This window comes from Zwartia hollandica, from assembly GCF_019923725.1.
Lineage (GTDB): Bacteria > Pseudomonadota > Gammaproteobacteria > Burkholderiales > Burkholderiaceae_B > Zwartia > Zwartia hollandica.
The window spans coordinates 446,303-466,007 of sequence record NZ_JAHXRI010000007.1 but is presented as its reverse complement, the minus strand read 5'-3'; the positions used below and the strand labels follow the sequence as shown (position 1 = coordinate 466,007).

14 protein-coding genes are annotated in these 19,705 nt (G+C 47.1%); 9 read left to right on the top strand and 5 right to left on the bottom strand.

Annotation, left to right across the window (positions count from 1 at the left end):
- Positions 1-76: 76 nt before the first annotated feature.
- Both cysN and cysD read right to left on the bottom strand, forming a co-directional pair.
- Positions 77-2,017 carry a sulfate adenylyltransferase subunit CysN gene (cysN, locus tag KZZ10_RS10280; protein ID WP_259661425.1) on the bottom strand — a complete coding sequence of 647 codons (1,941 nt, stop codon included), beginning with the start codon at positions 2,015-2,017 and terminating at the stop codon, positions 77-79.
- Positions 2,017-3,486 (bottom strand): sulfate adenylyltransferase subunit CysD, encoded by a 1,470-nt coding sequence (cysD, locus tag KZZ10_RS10275; RefSeq protein WP_259661424.1) that lies wholly within the window; start codon positions 3,484-3,486, stop codon positions 2,017-2,019. The genes cysN and cysD overlap by 1 nt, the downstream gene beginning before the upstream one ends.
- A gap of 71 nt (positions 3,487-3,557) precedes the next feature.
- Here cysD and cysQ point away from each other — a divergent pair, with 71 nt between their 5' ends.
- From cysQ to KZZ10_RS10260, 3 genes are read left to right on the top strand one after another with little or no spacing between them, the layout of a single operon-like run.
- Positions 3,558-4,364 carry a 3'(2'),5'-bisphosphate nucleotidase CysQ gene (cysQ, locus tag KZZ10_RS10270; protein WP_259661423.1) on the top strand — a complete coding sequence of 269 codons (807 nt, stop codon included), beginning with the start codon at positions 3,558-3,560 and terminating at the stop codon, positions 4,362-4,364.
- Positions 4,361-4,597 carry a hypothetical protein gene (locus tag KZZ10_RS10265; protein WP_259661422.1) on the top strand — a complete coding sequence of 79 codons (237 nt, stop codon included), beginning with the start codon at positions 4,361-4,363 and terminating at the stop codon, positions 4,595-4,597. Before cysQ ends, KZZ10_RS10265 begins: the two co-directional genes overlap by 4 nt.
- Positions 4,594-5,448, top strand: coding sequence for a class I SAM-dependent methyltransferase (locus KZZ10_RS10260; protein WP_259661421.1), 855 nt, complete (start codon positions 4,594-4,596; stop codon positions 5,446-5,448). Before KZZ10_RS10265 ends, KZZ10_RS10260 begins: the two co-directional genes overlap by 4 nt.
- An 8-nt stretch (positions 5,449-5,456) precedes the next feature.
- Here the strand turns inward: KZZ10_RS10260 and murC are convergent, their stop codons facing one another.
- The 3 genes from murC to KZZ10_RS10245 are packed head-to-tail and all read right to left on the bottom strand — an operon-like array spanning position 5,457 to position 11,433.
- Positions 5,457-9,311 (bottom strand): UDP-N-acetylmuramate--L-alanine ligase, encoded by a 3,855-nt coding sequence (gene murC / locus KZZ10_RS10255; protein WP_259661420.1) that lies wholly within the window; start codon positions 9,309-9,311, stop codon positions 5,457-5,459.
- Positions 9,304-9,867: a YdcF family protein gene (locus tag KZZ10_RS10250; protein WP_259661419.1), complete on the bottom strand. Its 564-nt coding sequence runs from the start codon at positions 9,865-9,867 to the stop codon at positions 9,304-9,306. The genes murC and KZZ10_RS10250 overlap by 8 nt, the downstream gene beginning before the upstream one ends.
- Positions 9,868-9,903: 36 nt before the next feature.
- On the bottom strand, positions 9,904-11,433 hold the full coding sequence (locus KZZ10_RS10245; RefSeq protein ID WP_259661418.1) for a sulfotransferase family protein: 1,530 nt from the start codon (positions 11,431-11,433) through the stop codon (positions 9,904-9,906).
- 114 nt (positions 11,434-11,547) lie between these two features.
- Here KZZ10_RS10245 and KZZ10_RS10240 point away from each other — a divergent pair, with 114 nt between their 5' ends.
- From KZZ10_RS10240 to KZZ10_RS10215, 6 genes are all read left to right on the top strand, one after another.
- Entirely contained in the window at positions 11,548-13,158 is a 1,611-nt protein-coding gene (locus KZZ10_RS10240; protein WP_259661417.1) for a glycosyltransferase, read from the top strand.
- A gap of 179 nt (positions 13,159-13,337) precedes the next feature.
- Positions 13,338-13,664, top strand: coding sequence for a hypothetical protein (locus KZZ10_RS10235; RefSeq protein WP_259661416.1), 327 nt, complete (start codon positions 13,338-13,340; stop codon positions 13,662-13,664).
- A 36-nt stretch (positions 13,665-13,700) separates the two neighbouring features.
- Positions 13,701-14,921, top strand: coding sequence for a glycosyltransferase family 2 protein (locus KZZ10_RS10230; RefSeq protein ID WP_511261314.1), 1,221 nt, complete (start codon positions 13,701-13,703; stop codon positions 14,919-14,921).
- A 26-nt stretch (positions 14,922-14,947) separates the two neighbouring features.
- A complete protein-coding gene (gene rfbA, locus KZZ10_RS10225) occupies positions 14,948-15,832 on the top strand; it encodes a glucose-1-phosphate thymidylyltransferase RfbA (RefSeq protein WP_259661414.1) in 885 nt (294 codons plus the stop codon).
- Positions 15,832-16,383: a dTDP-4-dehydrorhamnose 3,5-epimerase gene (rfbC, locus tag KZZ10_RS10220; protein WP_259661413.1), complete on the top strand. Its 552-nt coding sequence runs from the start codon at positions 15,832-15,834 to the stop codon at positions 16,381-16,383. The genes rfbA and rfbC overlap by 1 nt, the downstream gene beginning before the upstream one ends.
- A gap of 161 nt (positions 16,384-16,544) precedes the next feature.
- Entirely contained in the window at positions 16,545-19,691 is a 3,147-nt protein-coding gene (locus tag KZZ10_RS10215) for a glycosyltransferase (protein ID WP_259661412.1), read from the top strand.
- Positions 19,692-19,705: the final 14 nt, after the last annotated feature.

Here is a 19,705-nt window from a genome sequence, read left to right as displayed (position 1 = left end):
ACATTGTGTCTTTGCTATCACCTTATTTGGATCACGTTCGTTTTTGTGCTGTACGAAGAGTCTGTTTTTCAAAAAACTAAGCGAGCACGACGAGTCTAGCTACGTTGTATATAACATCCTTGACAGACATTTTGGCGGTGTCGGCAACAAACTCCGGATTTTTGGGTAATTCATAAGGGCTGCTAATCCCCGTCATATTCGGTATCTTCCCCGATCGCGCTTGCTTATAGAGCCCTTTCACATCTCGCTGTTCGCAAACCTCTAACGAGGTGCTGACATAGACCTCTACAAAGCTCTCAGCGCCAATTAGCTCGCGTGCCATTTCACGCTCACGCTTAAACGGTGAAATGAATGCAGTCATCACAATGATCCCTGCATCCATCATCAGTTTGGCGACTTCTGCGATGCGTCTGATGTTTTCAACACGATCGGCATCGGTAAAACCCAAATCCTTATTCAATCCATGGCGGATGTTGTCGCCATCTAAGATATACGTGCGCATCCCGCGGGTGTGAAGCTCCACCTCAAGCGCATTGGCCAGTGTTGATTTCCCAGAGCCTGATAGCCCAGTAAACCAAATGACTTTACCTTTGTGGCCGTTGAGTCTCTCACGGTCAGGGCGGGTGATGGATAGTGCTTGTTTATGAATGTTTTGCGCTCGGCGCAGGTTATGTCTGATCATGCCCGCTGCGACAGTCGCATGCGTGAAGCGATCAACAAGAATGAAGCCACCTAAAGTAGGTGACGTGGTGTAGGGCGCAAACACAATCGGTTTCGCCATTGAGAGGGTGCAGACGGAGATGTCGTTCAGCTTTAGGCTTTTGCTCGCAACCTGTGCCAAGGTATTGATATCGATCCGGTATTTGATATTGGTGATGGACGCACCGGCCCACTGACTAGATAGCTTCAGGTCGTAATTGCGACCCGGCATCCCGTGGTCTTGATGCATCCAAACGATCGTTGCTTCAAATTGATCGGTCATCTCGAGCGGGATACTCGCCAGTGACAGAACATCCCCCTGGGAGGCATCGATCTCGCGGTCCAGGCAAAGTGTGATGGCGTCTCCGGCATTCGCGGAGGCTAACGATCCATCCATGGTCACAATGTCGGCAACAATAGCCGTCTGCCCTGAGGCGGTCACGCGGATCTCGTTCCCTACGTTGATTCGGCCTTGCGCGAGCGTCCCGCTAAATCCCCGAAAATCTGAGTTCGGTCTATTCACCCATTGCACTGGGAAAGCGGCTTTGTCATTTTTACTTGTGTTGATTTCAACAGTATCTAGGTATCCCATCAGTGTTGGGCCTTGATACCAAGGTGTTTGCGCCGACCTTTCTGTAATGTTGTCGCCTTTGAGCGCGCTAATGGGAATAGCGGTGATGGTTTCAAAGCCAAGCGTCAGGGCGAATGATTCAAAGCTCTCTTTGATCTGCGCAAAGGTCTTTGTGCTGTAACCCACCAAATCCATTTTGTTTACCGCTAGGACAACCTTTTTAATCCCCATCAGTGACGTTAAAAAGGCATGTCGGCGCGTTTGTACAAGAAGTCCCGCGCGTGCGTCGACTAGCAATATCGCGACGTCTGCTGTGGATGCCCCAGTCACCATGTTTCTGGTGTATTGCTCGTGGCCTGGTGTGTCAGCCACGATAAATTTACGTTTGGATGTCGCAAAAAATCTGTACGCCACATCAATCGTGATGCCTTGCTCGCGTTCGGCTGCGAGACCATCAACTAGAAGTGCAAAATCGATGTCTTCGCCTTGGGTGCCGTGCTTTTTTGAATCTGCTTGAAGTGCGGCTAGCTGATCATCAAACAGTTGTTGTGCCTCCCACAGCAAGCGTCCGATGAGGGTACTTTTGCCATCGTCGACGCTGCCGCAGGTAATAAAACGCAGTAGGTCTTGTCCTTTCTGCTGTGCTAAAAATGCCTCGATGGTGGCTGGCTGCTCGAGGTGCCTAGCCGCAAGGCGCTTTTCTGTATCTAAGGACTGGCTTGCGCGTTTTTTAGCGTGCTGACCCATTAGAAGTACCCCTCTTGTTTCTTCTTTTCCATACTGGCTGATGCGTCACTATCGATAGCTCTGCCTTGGCGCTCAGAGCTGCGTGCGTTAATGATCTCGAGAATGATTTCTGGTAGGTTGGTAGCGGTGGATTCGATCGCACCGCTTAAGGGATAGCAACCTAGCGTTCGGAAGCGAACGACTTTTTCAAGAATCTCTTCGTCTGGTAGAAGACGAAAGCGACTGTCATCCACCATCAAGATCATGCCATCCCGGATAACGACAGGGCGCTTTTTAGCGAAGTACAGAGGCACGACTGGAATATGTTCTTGGTAGATGTATTGCCAGATGTCGAGCTCCGTCCAGTTGGAGATCGGAAAGACTCGGATGCTTTCTCCGGGGTTCTTTTTTGTATTGAACAGATTCCATAACTCGGGGCGTTGTTGTTTGGGATCCCACCGGTGTGTCTGACTCCGGAAGGAAAATATACGTTCTTTGGCGCGGGACTTTTCCTCGTCTCGGCGTGCACCCCCAAAAACGACATCAAACTTGTTTTGATCCAAAGCTTGCTTGAGGCCCTCGGTCTTAGTGATATCGGTATGCATGGCCGAGCCATGATCAAACGGGTTAATGTCCTTTGCGATCGCATCCGGATTGATGTGTACGAGTAAATCCATACCGCTCTCTTTAGCCATGTGATCGCGAAAGAGATACATTTCTTGAAACTTCCAGCGTGTATCGACGTGAAGTAATGGAAAGGGCGGGGGGGCTGGGTAAAAAGCCTTGCGTGCTAAGTGCAGCATCACAGAGCTATCTTTGCCCACTGAATAGAGCATGACAGGGTTTTCAGCCTCTGCGACAGCCTCGCGAAGAATGTGGATACTTTCCGCTTCAAGCCGTCTGAGGTGTGGGGTGGTTTCCCCTCTTTGCTTATTCGTTACGGGTAAGTTTAGTGTGGGGAGATAACTCGACGGGGAGAGGCTAATATTTTCTATTGATTGTTGGTCTCTGAGCAAGCCCGCTAAGTTGCCATGCGGGAAGACGGCAATGTCTTTGCCGAGGTGTTGTTGTAGTTTGCGAAGGCCGTCTAGTATTGCGTTGGTCGTTAGATCTTGCGTGGTGTCACTCAACGGGACCCAGTAACGTCCGCTTCTGGCGTCGTTCGCATGCAAACATGCCTGGCCCGTTGGAAGCGGAAACAGTTGAATAAAGAGTACGAGTTTGCGCTGGCTTCTGGCTTTTGCGAGGGCGGCATGCAGCACTATTTTGTTTGCCGGGCGACCGAGCTCGTCTTCGATTAAGTTTTCGTTGAGCTCAGTTGGCAACAGCTGTAATTCAGTCAGACGGCGTTCTGCGGTGCGCTTTGTATCTGCTTTGCCAAGTGACTGAAGGTGTTCAAACGCTCGTTGTGTATCCCAAACCTCAGGCGAGTCTAGCCCCCAGAGCTGAGTCGGTTGAGGTGTGTTTCGATCGGTTGTCGCATTTTGCATTTTATTTATAAATATTTAACTATATTTAATATGTTATAAATATTAACACTTATTTTTATGAATAATACAAAATGCGACATAAGGTATTTGAGCTAGAACACGAACTTTGCCAGATCGCACAGGATGCCGGCTCTGCAGTGATGCGTATTTATGAAGGTCAAAGCCCAAGCGATGCCGCGCTGGCGAACAAGGCTGACGACAGTCCACTCACCAAGGCAGATCTGGCCTCACATCACTTGATCGTTGAGCAGTTAACCCGTTTGCAGCCGACCATGCCCGTCGTGTCGGAAGAAGATGCAGATTCCATCGCCCAGTCAATGGCGGAGGGGTCCTATTGGTTGATTGACCCCTTGGATGGCACGAAAGAATTCTTGGCGCGCAATGGCGAGTTCACAATCAATATTGCGTTGATTGCGAACTCGGAGCCAGTGTGGGGAGTTGTGTACGCCCCAGCTTTAGATCAAATGTTTTGGGGTGGTCTTGACTATGGCAGCTACCGTAAGCACAAGGGCAAGGTTGATTCAATTCGGGTTGCAGCGCCAGTTGAGTTTGGTCAATCGTATCGAGTGGTTGCAAGTAAGAGCCATTTAAATGCTGCGACCTCGGGTTTCATCGAGCAGCTAGGCGCGACTGAGTTGGTTCAAGTTGGTAGCTCTCTAAAGCTTTGCACGATCGCTGAAGGGCGTGCGGATGTTTACCCGCGTCTTGCTCCGACGTGTGAGTGGGATACTGCGGCGGCCCACGCAGTTTTAGAGGGCGCAGGCGGGTGTGTTTATGACACTTCAGGGACTCGTTTGCGCTACGGTAAGCCGAACTGTCTTAATCCCAGTTTCATTGCTGCTTCGGTAGCCCTCAGTGCGCTACGGAGCGGGTCATGAGCGATGTCGCTCGCGATGCCAATGAGGCATTGATTGGTTCATTGCATAAAAATAGTTTGGCTGGGACAAAGGCAATAGCAATCGTCGGGGGTGGTTACAGTGGGTTGATGGCAATTGAATCTTCAAGATCACCTGTGAACTTGACCTGCCTGCATAGCGAGGCCGTTGCTGGGATCACTACAATATGGGTTAGTTTCTATAAGGCCTGTCAAACTAAAAACCGCCGTGCATGAATCTCCCGACTTTAGCCTCAGTTGAATTGAAGAGTGACGATCATTTCGTTGCAAGGTATGTCGCGTCATCTGAGCATCATCTTCCTAAATTACCTACGTTTGCTAACAGCATTGATGTCTTCAAACAAAGCGAGGGTATTGCAACAGTATTCGAGTCTTTGCCCAAAGATGTCTCATGCCTTTTTCAGGGCTATACGGCTCCTTACAACAGCCTGACCCTCGAACATTTTTTAAATAATTTCGGTATCAAACTAAAGAGCACACTTGCGATCGATCTCTTGGATATCCCAGGCATTTACAAGCGCCTAGGTGTCTCCATGCCGGAAATGAAGTTTGTTCAAGGGGATGCCGGTGACTTGACCAATTGTGCTGACACGAGCTCAATAGACATCGTGATTCAAGATTTCATACTTAACTGTTCACCAACAGTTTTTGCACATCGGCTGCTCAAAGAAGCGCGGCGGGTTTTAAAGCCTGATGGTATTGCCATGGTTAGCTTTACGGATTCGTCCTGCCTCCGGTCGAGCATTTCTATACGAGAGGCCGTGAATCGCCTTGGCGTGACCTGGAAGCCGAATGCTTCAGGACTTACCGAGCTTGCAGATACTCCTGCGCAATTGAAACAGCTGGTGTTGAATCTAATCGGATCGACTCTTCAAGGCGATCTGGAGGATCATCTAATTTTTATTACTCCACCAGAGGGGAGATTTGAATTCTTTCAACCGCTATCGAATACGATCGATTTAATAAGAGATGCGGGATTTGATGTCGTGGATCTGCAGCGAAGTGTCGGGCGCGACGCCGCCGATCTATTATGCATGCGTAACCGGTGCTTGCTCAGACCAAAATAATTTGTAATCTAGACAGTCTGCTTTAATATCAATCGAATTTTGTCGGCCAAGCTATCAACATTATTTGGATTGAAAAAAGTCCCATGGCTGCCCGAAATAAAGTGTAAAGAATAGCCTGCAGGGTAGGCCTTTTCTAAGACAACTGATGGATGACTCACGCGATGGGTTGGGTTGAAAGTACTTTCATAACCAAACAATAGGTCAACATACTGGTCGTAAGGCCAATAAGTGCTTTGTTCCATCATAATCAGCCTCCCAACAATTCTTCCTTGTTTTTTTAGAGCATTCGCAGTGGCACGAGCGATCAGCCCCCCCTGACAATTACCTCCAATGATGATGTCGCCATCGGGTTGGAGGAGCATAATTTCACGAGCGTAAGCAACTGCAAGTGCATCAATTGTCTCCGGTTCATATTCAAAAGCTAAGTGCCCAGAGCGCATGCCGTGGATAACCTGAGACTCGCCCATTGCCTGCGCGAGAGAAAGCAACTCAGTGAATGACTGACAACACCAGAAAAAACCATTTTGTGTGTTGGAGTGATTAAGTGTCACAATAAAAGAGTCAGGTTTAAGGCGTGCACCTTTCCATGCGGCGATGAAATTTCGGATATTTGCAAATGCCACCTCGGCTTTCTCTCGTCCACCAAGAGGCAACATTAATGCCTTGCGCAGATATGTTGCCATGACGGCAACGGTTGATAGGTTCTCTAACGCCTCTGCGGGCATTCTTAAATCAAAAAAATCTTCAACATCGAGTACGAGCTTAGAGGAAGACAGTGAGTCTCCACCAGCACTAAAGAAGTCCTCGTCAACACCGAGGCCTGCGAGTCTTAGATTTTTTTGCCAAATAACCATCAGATCTCGCTCAATCTGATCCCGCGGTGGAGCATTGGGACGCAGCATATCCGCGAGGGGGACTATTTCCGCAATCCTGCTGCGATCAAGCTTGCCATGAACGGAGAGGGGCAGGTCTTCAGCCCGCAAAATAAGGCCTGGTATGAGAGGCTTAGGTAATTTAGACTTAAGCCAATCTCGAACCAACGCTAGGTCCAAGTTGCTTTTTGCAGTCACATAGGCAACGAGTTGTGGCCTCAAGTCATCGGATGCTGAGATAACAACCGCAGCGCGCTCGATGCCCGGAAATGTCTCAAGGGCGTTCTCCACCTCGATAGGTTCGAATCGCACTCCGTGTATCTTTAATTGGTCATCCTTACGTCCAATGAACTGTAACGTTCCATCTGGGAGTCTCCTACCGAGATCTCCGGTACGATAGAAACGTACAGTTAACGACTCGGTAAGAGCTTCTTCTCCAAACCGCTTACGTGTTAGCGTCGGATCGTCAAGATAGCCTCTGCATACGCCGTCTCCAAAGATCGTTATTTCACCTTCGACACTGTCTTCAACTGTGCCACCCAGTTCGTTGATGATCGAGACACGCGTGTTACGAATGGGATTTCCAATATACCGCCCTTGCAACAGATCGCTTTCTCCGGTCCTCACAAGCGCCGCGTCAAAAATCATAGCAACTGTGGAGTAAATTGTTGTCTCAGTCGGCCCATAAAGGTTTAATACCTGTCGCAAATGAGTGACTTGGCGTAAACGTTCAATAAGTGCATTAGGTACCACTTCGCCGCCGAGCATGATGATCCTGAGTGTTTCAGGTAGGTTTGTAGACTCAGCCAAGCGAGATATAACGGACGGGGTTCCGCCAAGCGCAGTCACTCTTGCAAAGTGGGGTGATCGCACAAGACTCTGCAAGTCTTGTGTGATAAGAAGGGTCCCACCATGGCCAAACGTGGCAAATATTTGGTGGATACTTGCATCGAAACCGATAGAGTCGATAAACGGCACAAATTCAAGATCTGACGGCTCTGTGAGTTCTTGAACTGCATGCTCAATAACATTCACAACATTTCGATGCTCGACACCAACCAGTTTTGGCTCCCCAGTTGAGCCCGAAGTGAAAATCGCATAGGCAAGATTACTGCTCGAAGCCAGGCATTGCACCACCGCAGTGCTAGGAGTTGAATCGAAAAAATTGTTAGCGTTTATGCAGGGGATGCCTAAACCCGACGCGTTCCACGCATTTTCATCGGTCACAACAATTTTGACTCTGACGCGTAAAAGAGAATTGCGAATACCTGCTCTTTCCAAGTAGGGATCAATCGGTATGAATGCACAACCTGCTTTTAGCACTCCCAAAATCAAAGCAATCAAATATGCAGATTTTTTAAGCCTTAGAACCACAAGATCTTCTGGAGCTAGACCACGATTGCATAACTGGACAGCCACGTGATCGGCCATCATTGAAATTTCGTGATAAGTCCACTCCCGATCGCCATCGAGCACACAGGTGGCATTGGGATGACGTAACACCATCTGCTCAAATCTCGACTGCAGTCGCTCTTGCTCATGCGCCGGACCGTCAAGCTTGATCGATTCTTTTGGCTCAAGAACTTGTATGGAGTCCTCGTTATTAGGTTTAACTAAGGCCATTAATGCCGCGCGCGCGCACAGACTGGCTTTGTCTGCGCCCATTGTCACCACAACATCGCCCTTTCGCGCAACGGAGGCCAGAATCAGTGCTGCCTGATCCACATCGCTACAAACACGGAAAGAGCGACCGTGCTGCCTCAATGCTGCATGTAAAAGCCAATCTGATAATTCGCCAGGGACAGGCTCACCGCTACCATTTACTGGGAGAACAATGCATTCATCTGCGCCTGCCAGGGCGGTGGCAAATTCTTGTGCAAGACGGTTAACGCGAGAATGTAATAGTGGCTCAATCAGCGCAATCACTCTAGCTGTATCGGCTGCGGCTAACCGTGCAGTCGCCAAAGTCGCAGCGATCTCGGTGGGATGATGAGCAAAATCATCGAATATTTCAATATCATTTGGACGGCCAAGTCGTTGCCAACGACGCTCTGCGGATTGGTAGCATTCCAAAGCACTGGCAATAACTTCAAGCGGGACCTCGTGCGCGTGGGCCATAGCGAGTGCACCAAGTGCATTCATAACATTGTGTTTGCCGGGGACTCTTAACCGCAAAGAAACGGAGTAGCCATTTTGATGAACAGCCCTAAATATTGAGGAATCGTGCTCTAGTGTTAGGTCGTCAGCATGCCATGTTGAATTTTTATTGAATCCATATGTGATCGCAGGTTGCGCAATCTTTTTCGATATATTGATGAGTCGAATATCTTCGCCGTACAGCACTACACAGCCCTTTTTGGATACGCGATCAATAAAATCCGCATAGGCATGTTCTAGACGCTCGTGTCCGCCATAATGATCACTATGCTCATCATCGATGTTAGTAACAATGCAGTGTGTTGGAGAAAAGTAATCAAGTGCACGAAATGCCTCGCAGGTTTCAGCAACAAAAATCGCCCCATCCTTCCATTGGGCATTTCTATTCTCTAAATTTGGTATTGGGGCACCGAGCATAAAGCCTGGCGACAGGCCTGCGCGATCAAAAATACTTGCCAGCATTGCAGAGGTAGTAGTTTTGCCATGACTGCCAGCAACGCTCACATAATCGCGAGCCTTTAGTAGATTGGCAAGTGCACTCCCGCGTGAGCGCAATTGAATTCCGCGCTCGCGAGCATAGCAAAGCTCAATATTGTCTCTGGCTACAGCAGGACTAAATACGACGAGGTCTGGGCTTCCAACGTTGTCCGGGGAGTGTCTATCATGGACTTTGACGCCGATATGACGTAGCTCTTGCAAGCGTTCTAAACCGGCATGATCACTTCCTGAGACACTAACACCCATTTCGACAAATAATCTAGCGAGTGCACTCATCCCTGATCCAGCAACACCGACCATATGTACTTGGTTAAATGGCGGGGGTATCTTAATCAAGCGAAAGATCACCTTTCTGCGCATACTCTCCGATACGGGTCACTTCCCCCATGACCCGATCTCGACCATGCGCAGTGCTCCACCAGTCATCCGCTTGAATATCATCTGGGTGTTTGGGTGGGGTCATCAGTAGATTCACATGCCTAGGTAAATGTTGCCGCGCCGTCATGAGTGCGCGGCGACTATGTAGCGGCTTACAACATATTGCAACTGACTTAACTGAATGCCATCCAATCAATTGTTCAATTAGTTGTGAAGAGAAAACAAAATTTTCTAATGTGTTTCGAGCACTAGGCTCAAGATAAATTGCCGAAGCAGGCACCCCCGCTGCGAGCGCATAGTCATTGTAAACACTCCATTCTGGGGTATGTTGATCGTCGGGTCCGTGGCCACTAATGACGATGCGGTTTGTGTTGCCTTGTAAATAAAGCGATATCGCGGGCAGTATATTGCTGATCGAAGGCGATCCTAGTACAAGTGCAATGTCTACCTTCGCAGGTTGATGACTGACAAATACGAATTGTGTAATTGCATCGCGAGAGTTGTCAGCCTGCATCAGTGTTCACCTTAGTATTAAACGAAGTCAATAAAACTAAACCTTTCCATCTATCTCTTTATCGGTAAGCAGCAGACCCTTCAAGAGAGCTAGTTGACTCTCAGCAAGAACCGGATCTTCTAGGCGTTGCTCGAAACTGACATAAAGCTGGTCTAGCGCTGCTTTCATTTGTGTGAGTTGCCTCTGCGCAATACCAAATTGTTTCATGACGGTGGGTAAGCCCTCGACTGGTAGTTTGGCTTCCCAATCGGTGCACATAGCCCAACCTGGCTGGATTCGACTTAATACGGCCTCAGGGATGCTCAATACGCAGCTTGGGTCAAAACCTAGCGCCAATATTTGTAGGTAGCCGTTGTCTTTCTCGGCAACAACGTTGGACTCTGCACCGTTTTGAGTAAAAAGGGAGGTGTTTAGTTCAGCAACCCAGTGGACCTCACCCAATATGTCCTCAAGCCATATTTTTTTGATGATACAAAACGCTGGTCTATCTGTGATGTCCCACCTAAGTGCTCTGAGGGGTTGTGTAAGGGTGGGGATAATAAAGCGTTGGCAATTTCTTTGGCTAAACGACCAACCAGCCAACACTTTGCGAGCCTGTGTAAACTCCTCCCCATCGCAGGCCCAGAACATCTCAGATATGGCGTTCAAACTGTGCAGTAGTACAAGTTCTTTTGATGGAGTGATATAGGCACTAGTTAAATTATTGGTGATCTGCTCCATCCTCACGGTTTCGCTTAACCAGGGCTCGAGCGAGCTTAAATAATTACACCAGCGCAGCCGCACTGCATCTAAAGCAGATAAGGTGGAATCATCTTGCGGTGCACGCAATAAATCATAGACTTCCAGTGCTAAATCAATAGCTGGGCCAGAGGGTCTGGGCTGCTCGTCGGAAAAATGATTCAGCTCTGTGGTTAAAAACGCATCAATGGTTGCCGAGCGCACAGAGTCGCTCTGCCATGAGGAGAGAACGTCAGCGGTTAACTTCGAACCAATTTGCTCGACGACTTTTCTCCAGTCGTGCAGCAAAGCATCGTATTCAACAAATGCGCGTGGTTGGTTTCGCGTATTCAATTCTGCCTCCAACATGTGTGCTACATACAAAAGAGCAGCACGTTGCGGCAAAATAGAATCGCGGCGAGCGAGTGATTGAATGACTGCCAATGGGGAGCGCAAGCTCAGTACATACTTGGGAGTTAGCCCCGTCCCTAGCCAGATTGGTTGTAACAACGGGAGTAGACGAGAAAACCTAGGGTTTTTTAAAACAGTGCGTTGGCTAAAATCGAAATCGTCTCGGAACAGAGCTTCCAGTTTTTTCGCCGTAGCTAAAGCCGCATCACTAGATAACCAGTCGTTTGGGTAGGGGCGTTCATCGTTCCATGAACGATTTATTGCTGACAAGAAATGATCTAGTTCTCTATTAAGAGGAATATCTTCAAAATAGCCGCGCGCATTGAATGTATCTGGCGGCGTTAATTGGCTTCCTGCGGAAAATCCCAGCAGATTTAAGGTGCCTGTTAATGCAGACGTACCGCATCGGTGCATGCCTAAAACGACGAGAAAGCTCATTTCAAATTTTAAGTTTCCAGACTGTGACGAATAATGCACTTTTCTGGGCAAAGTAACAAGATGGGGTAGGGCGGTATGATTCTAATTACCTTCTGGGACGATATTTAAAAAAATATGAACTTTGACCTCTCGCGTCTGATTCTTACGCTGCGTCCAGACTTGCAAAAGCGATTTTCCTTGTTGGGTAACGAGGCGTATGACGCGTATTGTGCATGGCTAATCACGACTGGAAAAAAAGAATACCAAGCAATTAGCGGGGATATACGTTTTATACAAAGCCTTCTAACATCCTACGGTCGCGGCACACCGGGGCTGACCCGTGTTCAGCAGCTTACCTTGATAGCTCGGCCGGATGTCCAAGAAGCATTTCAGATGCCCGAGGGAACCCTGGCATTTAAAGATTGGTTCTACACCTATGGCCTAGAGGAGCATGACTACTGGGATTTCTTGAGTTTAGAAGAAAAGGCGTACGTACTCGGTCTGCCAGAGCCTTGGGCAACGCGACTGAAGACTGTTACTCACAGAGCGCAGCCGCCTGCATTCTCAAGAGCTCCGTTTAAAAAGCGGGGTTACGGCGTCAATTTAATAGGTTATGCGTTCGGTCGCTTGGGAATCGGTGAAGATTTGCGCATGGCGGGCAAGGCTTTATTACAAGCCCAAGTTCCTATGACGATGCTCGATTTTCCGCCAGGAGATAACGTTGATACGAATGAGCGAAGCATGGCGCGTCATGTATCGGACACAGGTGAGTTTGCCTTCAATATTTTCTGTTTAACGGCCGAAGAGACAGGGCGGTTCTATGCCGAACGTGGCCAGAGCCAGTTTCTAGGTCGTTACAACATTGGTTACTGGCCTTGGGAGCTTGGCGCGTGGCCTAAAGAATGGGAAATGATGCTTGAGCTCGTGGATGAGGTTTGGGTCTCTACGCAGCATACGTATGATGCGCTTAAGCCAGTATGTACAAAGCCTCTGCAGTTAATGCCTATGGCGGTAGAGCTCGGTGTAGTCAAAAAATTTAGATCACGTAACAAAGCGAGAGAAAGTTTTAAGCTCAATACGTCAGCAAAGCTCTTTTGCTTCGCGTTTGATTTGAATTCCTATATTGAACGTAAAAATCCCATGGCTTGTGTGGAAGCGTTTTTGAAGGCGTTTCCAAAGGCCGATTACAAAGCTGCGCAAGTTGGCCTGGTGGTAAAGGTGCAAAAGCCCCGTGCTTACAACGAAGCTTGGTCAGAGCTTAAGAAGATCGCTAGAAGCGATCGACGTATTCGTATCATTGAGCAGACGTTAGATCGCCCCGCCTTGCTTGCTTTGTATGGTGCCTGCGACTGCTATGTGTCGTTGCATCGGGCCGAGGGATTTGGGCGTGGGATGGCTGAAGCGCTGCAGCTTGGATTGCATGTCATTTGTACCGGTTACTCTGGTAACGTGGATTTCTGCCAACCACCGTATGCAGATTTAGTGAAATATCGGCTAGTACGCGTCAAGAAAAGCCAGTATCCGCGCGCGAGTGGTCAGGTCTGGGCAGAACCGAATGTCCGTCATGCGGCACAATTAATGCGCGAGTTTTATGAGAATGCTTGCACGCAAACTAACCTTTCCTTGGGTGGTGCGTTAGCGCCGATGGATTGCAGTATTTTTGCGCCGGAGGTCGTGGGTGACCGTTATAAAAAGCGGTTGAAGGAGATTTGGTCTAAAAGAAGCGTCACGCGTTGCATCTTTTAAATGGTTTGAGCGCTGTTTTACTGCCTGTAAAGGCGCTATGTAGGCCGCTAGAGACGAAATACTTGTTGAATTTATAAGTATTGCTGTTACCATCTGAAGTACAAGTGCAGAAAATCTCTATTCAAGACAGGGTGCAGTCGCCCGCTCTCGTTAGTCAACTAGGTAATAAAGGAACGAAAATGAAAAAATTAGCGGCTGTGGGTGGTTTGTTAATTGCTTTGACTGGATGTTCATCGGCAGTTAAATTCGAATCAAATCCTCAAGGTGCGACCGTTACGTGTAATGGTTGTAGAGGTTGGGGCGATACGGACAATGTCACACCTATGGGAGTCACCCCATTTGAATTTGTGGTTAAAGATCGGGCTGGCTGGTTTAGCGAGTACGTTTTTACCGCAAACAAAGAGGGGTTTAAGCCCGCCACGGTCAAGGTCACCGAAAAGACGATTCCTGATGGCACATCGTTTGAATTCTTTCCTAAAACGATTAATTTTGAGCTGCAGAAATAGGCAGCATCAATTTACGGAACCGTCCGATAGAGCAGCATCTGGTTATGGGTCGGTTCAGTCGTAGAGGATGTCAAAATTAATGTCGGTGCTGATCTCAGTAGTCTAGTTGCTATCGGGCTACTGATTTTTTATAGCACCGCTTCGTTTGCAAGTGCGGTCTACTACAGACTGTGCTTAAAAAAACATACTGGTCATGTCGACGCCTCTGTGGCGTTGATTTTGCCGCTCACAGGGCGGCACGATAGTTTTCAAAATCTCTTGGGTTTGCTCGAGCAGCAAACACTGAGGCCTAAACGTCTAATCATCGCAATAGAGTCTGACACAGACCCTGCCTATCCCTTTGCTTTGAGCTTGGCATCAAGCGTGAGCTTTCCCGTGTCGGTTGTAATCGCTGGGCTTGCTGAGTCGTCTTCTCAAAAATGCCACAACCTCGTGGCTGCCGCTAGGCAACTCCATGCGGGCGAGGACTACGTGGTGATGCTTGATGCCGACATTGCTCCTCCGCAGTGGTGGTTAGCTGCGGTGATTAAGCCTTTGGCGAGGAAGCAATACGATATCGTCAGCGGTTATCGCTGGCAAGTTCCGGCGGCCAATAGTTTTGCTGAGAATCTAATTTCCTTTATCGACCGCGCAATTGCGCTGTCTGTCAGACCCCCTGGCTTAACGCTCTTGTGGGGCGGAACGCTCGCGATGCCTGTGCAACTGCTAAGAAAAATTCTTGCAGATCACGTTCTAGAAAATACGGTGTCAGACGATCTGATGCTCGCCGACTACGCCACGAAAAACAACTACCGTGTGTTGAATCGGCGAGTGCTGTTGGTGCCGTCTCGTCCACCCACGGGCTTACTTCGGGTCTGGAACTTTGCGGTCCGGCAATTGCAAATTATTAAAATCTATCGACCAGGCTTGTGGCTGATTGAGTTTGTAAGAATTACGCTCCTGATAGCTTGCTGGCTCGTGATGTTCACTTGCAGTGACAATAGAATTATTTTGTATAGTTCTATAGCGATTATTTTTTCTCTTTTGTGTATGAAACATCTTGTTTCATTGAGCATCGCTTCATGTTTGGGCTATCGCGATCGTCCGGACGTGAGACTCTCTCAGTTCGGTTTGGTTTTTTGTAGACCCTTGATCGACCTCTTTATGTTGATGGTGTTGTGCCGTTCTCTTTGCAAGAGAGAAGTGCAGTGGTCGCACGTGACCTATTTAGTAGCAGCACCAAACGTAGTGACGATTAAGGCGCGTAAAGATTGTTAGCGAAGTATTTGTGAGGATGAAGTCAAATGAAAGAGCGTAAAGGTATTATCCTAGCAGGTGGTTCAGGCTCACGGCTGTTCCCTGCAACGATTGCTGTGTCAAAGCAACTCTTGCCAGTATTCGATAAGCCGATGATTTATTACCCGCTTAGCACGTTGATGCTGGCGGGCATTAACGAAATACTAATTATCTCGACACCGCAAGATACACAACGCTTCGAGCAGTTGCTGGGCGACGGATCGCGCTGGGGACTCAAACTAAGCTATGTTGTTCAGCCGAGCCCTGACGGGTTAGCGCAGGCTTTCATTCTTGGTGATAAGTTTTTAGCGGGATCTCCAAGTGCCTTAGTCCTTGGGGACAACATTTTCTATGGGCATGATTTTCAGAAACTGCTGTCTAGCGCAAACGCCAATCAGACGGGCGCCACGGTCTTTGCTTACCATGTCCACGATCCGGAGAGGTATGGGGTCGCAGAGTTTGACGGTGCGGGTAAGGTCTTGTCACTAGAAGAAAAGCCAGTTAATCCAAAGTCGAACTATGCGGTCACTGGACTCTATTTCTATGACGAGAGAGTGGTAGAGCTTGCAAAAGGCCTGACACCTTCGCCGAGAGGTGAGCTAGAAATTACTGACTTGAATCGTAAGTACCTTGAACTCGATGCGTTAAGTGTTGAGATCATGGGGCGTGGTTATGCCTGGCTAGATACGGGTACCCATGAATCCTTGCTTGAGGCAGGTCAATACATCGCGACGATCGAGAAGCGTCAGGGCTTAAAGATTTCCTGTCCTGAAGAAATCGCGTATCGAAGTGGGTGGATTGATGCCCACCAGCTCAAGGCCCTAGCAACGCCACTAGCCAAGACTGGCTATGGCGAGTATTTGTTGAATCTTCTAAAGCATGAGGGGCGTTAATGAACGTTCAGCGACTATCTATTCCAGATGTCATGCTTATCACCCCTAAAGTGTTTGGTGATGAACGCGGATATTTTTACGAGAGCTTTAATGCAAAGTTGTTCGGTGAGCGAACGGGTAGCCCTATGACCTTTGTGCAAGATAACCACTCAAGTTCGGTGATGGGTACGCTGCGAGGCTTGCATTATCAACTGGCACCCCATGCGCAAGGGAAGCTGGTGCGAGTAGTCGAGGGTACCGTGTTTGACGTCGTGGTAGATCTTCGCCGATCTTCTCCCAACTTTGGTCAGTGGACCTCTGCGATCTTGTCTGCAGAGAATCAACAGCAGTTGTGGATCCCTCAGGGCTTTGCACACGGGTTTTTAACGCTCACGGATCGTGCCCAGTTTTTATACAAGACGACTGATTATTACGCCCCCCAGGCCGAGCGATGCATCGCATGGAACGATCCGCAGATCGCTATTGATTGGCCTAAGTTAACGGTCGCGCCGGTGTTGTCTGCAAAAGATCAAGCGGGTGTAAAACTGACGGAGGCGGAGTGTTTTGATTAGGGGTTGTATAAATGCAAGTCAGAGTGATGTCGATAGCATCGGTATGAGTTGTTTTTTTCTGCGTCCCCAGCCGTTAGTGAAAAGCTTCTGCAATATACGCATTCATAACACTGAATTCTGCTCGTCTATAAAGTAGAGAAAAATACCCTTCTCAGGACATTATGAAAAACATCAAAAATGAAAGAAAAGATGTCAAACAAATTGCTAAAGAAATTAAAAATAAAAAAAACAGCCTAAGTAAAAACTTAACTACGGAACGTAGTTTAGAAAATAGAGCACAAAAAAAACGTAGCGATAATGTAGCTGTGACAATTGTTTCGAAAAACTACATCAGCTATGCAAAGGTTCTATCGGATTCATATCTTAAACAGCATCCAAATCATGATTTCATAGTTGTGCTCGTAGATAGAGCAGAAGGAATTGTGGGTGGCCTGCTTGAAAATGGTAGTGAAGTAATTGAGTTCGAAAATTTCAACATACCTACCATTGAAATTTTCATTTATAGACATTCAATAATGGAGCTTAATACCGCGATTAAGCCATACGTTATTCATAGTTTATTTACACAATTTAATTACGAATCAGTCGTATATTTAGATCCAGATATATATGTTTTTAAGCCTTTAACACGAATATATGATCAATTAGAAAATAACTCTATAGTTCTGACACCGCATTTGCGAAAGCCCTACTACGATGATAAGTTTCCAGCGGAAATCAATATCTTACAAAGTGGAACGTTCAATTTAGGATTTATTGGCTTAAAGCGTTCAGCCGTTACCACTGATTTTTTAAACTGGTGGAAGGAAAGGTTATACAAACACTGTTTTGTAGATATATCAAACGGCCTTTTTGTCGATCAAAAGTGGATCGATTTGGTCCCTTCATATTTTGCAGACCACTTCATCTTACGAGACCCTGGCTACAACGCGGCATACTGGAATTTACACGAGCGCCCGATCACGCAGGAAGGAGGAGCTTGGCGCTGTGATCAACAAGAATTATATTTCTTCCATTTCTCTGGCTTTAATCCCTTAGTTCCGCACAGACTTTCGAAACATCAAAATAGATTTATTAGTTCACACAGCAAAGCACTGAGTGAGCTCACAAATTTTTACGCAACTCAGTTGTTAGAAAAAGGTTATCTAGAGTCTTCAAGTTACAGTTATGCGTTTGAAACTCTGCCAAATGGCGTGTCAATGCCCTTGACAGTCGTAAACCGCGCAGTGAGATGGGCAGATAACAATAATGTAGATATTCCCTTGCCTCTGAGTGCGCCAGATAGGTTCTGTGCCTTTCTGTTTTCTTATGATCCAAGCTTAACTTTTCCTAACTTACCCATTTTTTATAACGCGGTGTTAGAGCTGAGGCCAGATGTAGCCGCTGAGCTCAAGGAGCTTGCTGGGCCCAATGGGTTGACTGTTTTTGAAGCATGGCTGAACGAGTCCGGTAAAAAGGAGTTAAAAATAAGTGAAGAGCTATTGAATTTGGCTCGAGATAATAAGCCGCTGAACTATGTCGAAGACGTATTCGTCAAATTACAGTCGTCAAATCGGAACGACATTTTTACTACATTCAATTTAATGTGGAGATCTCGCAAAGTCTTCGACGAATTTTGTATTTGGATCTTGGCGCATGGAACGAATGAGCTTGATTTGTCCGTTGAACATGTTTTGGCCTTGCAAGACTCTTACCCTAAAATCGGATCGATATTAAACGTTTACTTTTTAAGTGGCGAGCTTCAGTTGAAGTTTCCAGTATTAACGCTCGATTCTGACTTGGTGCCATTTACAAATTGGTGTAAAACCAACTGTCACGATTTTAATTTGCGAGAAACAGATATATCGTTGTTTTATGAGTTTGCAACAACTGAAGCTCAGTTTATTGAGCGAATGCAATTTTTATATCAACATAATCACCAAGATAAAAATAAACCTGTCGTTTCTATCTATGATATCGATGCGCGAAGAAGATTTTGCGGAACAAAGGAATCTGCGAATGATTTAACCAAATGGTTGCTCAACCTAGATCATCAGCAGACATTCTCTTTTGACTTTTTAGGTGAGTATATTCAGAGGTTTGGCAGTGTTGAAGACCCGTTGAAAAACATTTCAAAGTGTGCAGTGTCAGATTTGGAAATCGAAGATAGCTACAAAGTCTTGCTGCAAGTAAAAAATCATTTGGCATCAAAAAAGCAAGATCTACGCTTAAATATCGCAGGATATTTAGGTGCCTCTAGCGGTGTAGGTGAGGCCGCTAGGAGTATTTGCACAACGTTGGAGGCCAGTCATGCTCCGTATCGTGCCCTGGCGATTCCAAATAGTAATTCATCTTCCTACCTTGGTGAATATAGAGAGGACTACTTTGGCGATTGCTACTATCAATCTGACGTAAGTATATTGATTGCTAATGCCGACATGGTCAGTCAATCGAAAACTTTCTTGCCAAGTAATTTCTTCGGTAATAGGAGTGTGGGCTACTGGGTATGGGAAACTGAAAACTTCCCAGAACAATGGTTAGGCGCGGTTGAGTCCTTTGATCAGATTTGGACGCCCTCGCAGTACTCTGCGGACTCTATCGGTTCGACTATCGGGAAGGTCGTGAAGGTTCTACCTTACACACTCAATTGGGAGTTGATGCTTGCGGCAAAAGGAGATCGTCAGTATTTTAAGCTTCCAGAAGATGCGCTGTTATTCGGGTTTTTGTGTGACCCTCGGAGTGGTTTTGAGAGAAAAAATATAGCAGGCCTGATCTCGGCCTTTAACAAGTCATTCAAGCATGATGACAATGCCTATTTAGTAATAAAAATTCATGGTCGTTACGGATCCGGTTCGTATGACTTTGAGCGGCTTAAGGTAGAAAATAAGAATGAGCGCGTAATATTTGTATATGGAGATTTTGATAGAGCCGAGACATTCAATTTTATTAAGTCACTGGATGTTTACGTCTCTCTGCACCGGTCCGAGGGGTTTGGCTTAACCTTGGCTGAGGCAATGGCGTTGGGCGTTTCTGTCATTGCAAGTAACTATTCTGGCAATCTTGATTTTATGAGTAGTCAGAACAGTTTCTTAATTGAAACCCCAATCGTTCAGACTGATAGAGCGTTCGGACCTTACCCTCCAGGCACTATATGGGGAGATCCGAATATCGAGGCGGCGTCTGACATGATGCGGCAAATGTTAAATAGTGACTTTCGTCGACAGTATGTTGCAGTGGCGAAGAAGTCTATCAGACAGCAATTAAGTCCGAAGAAACTAGGCAAAGTGTGCGAAGAGTATTTGTTTGAATTAGTGTCAAAGCTTAATTAATAAAAAATATATAG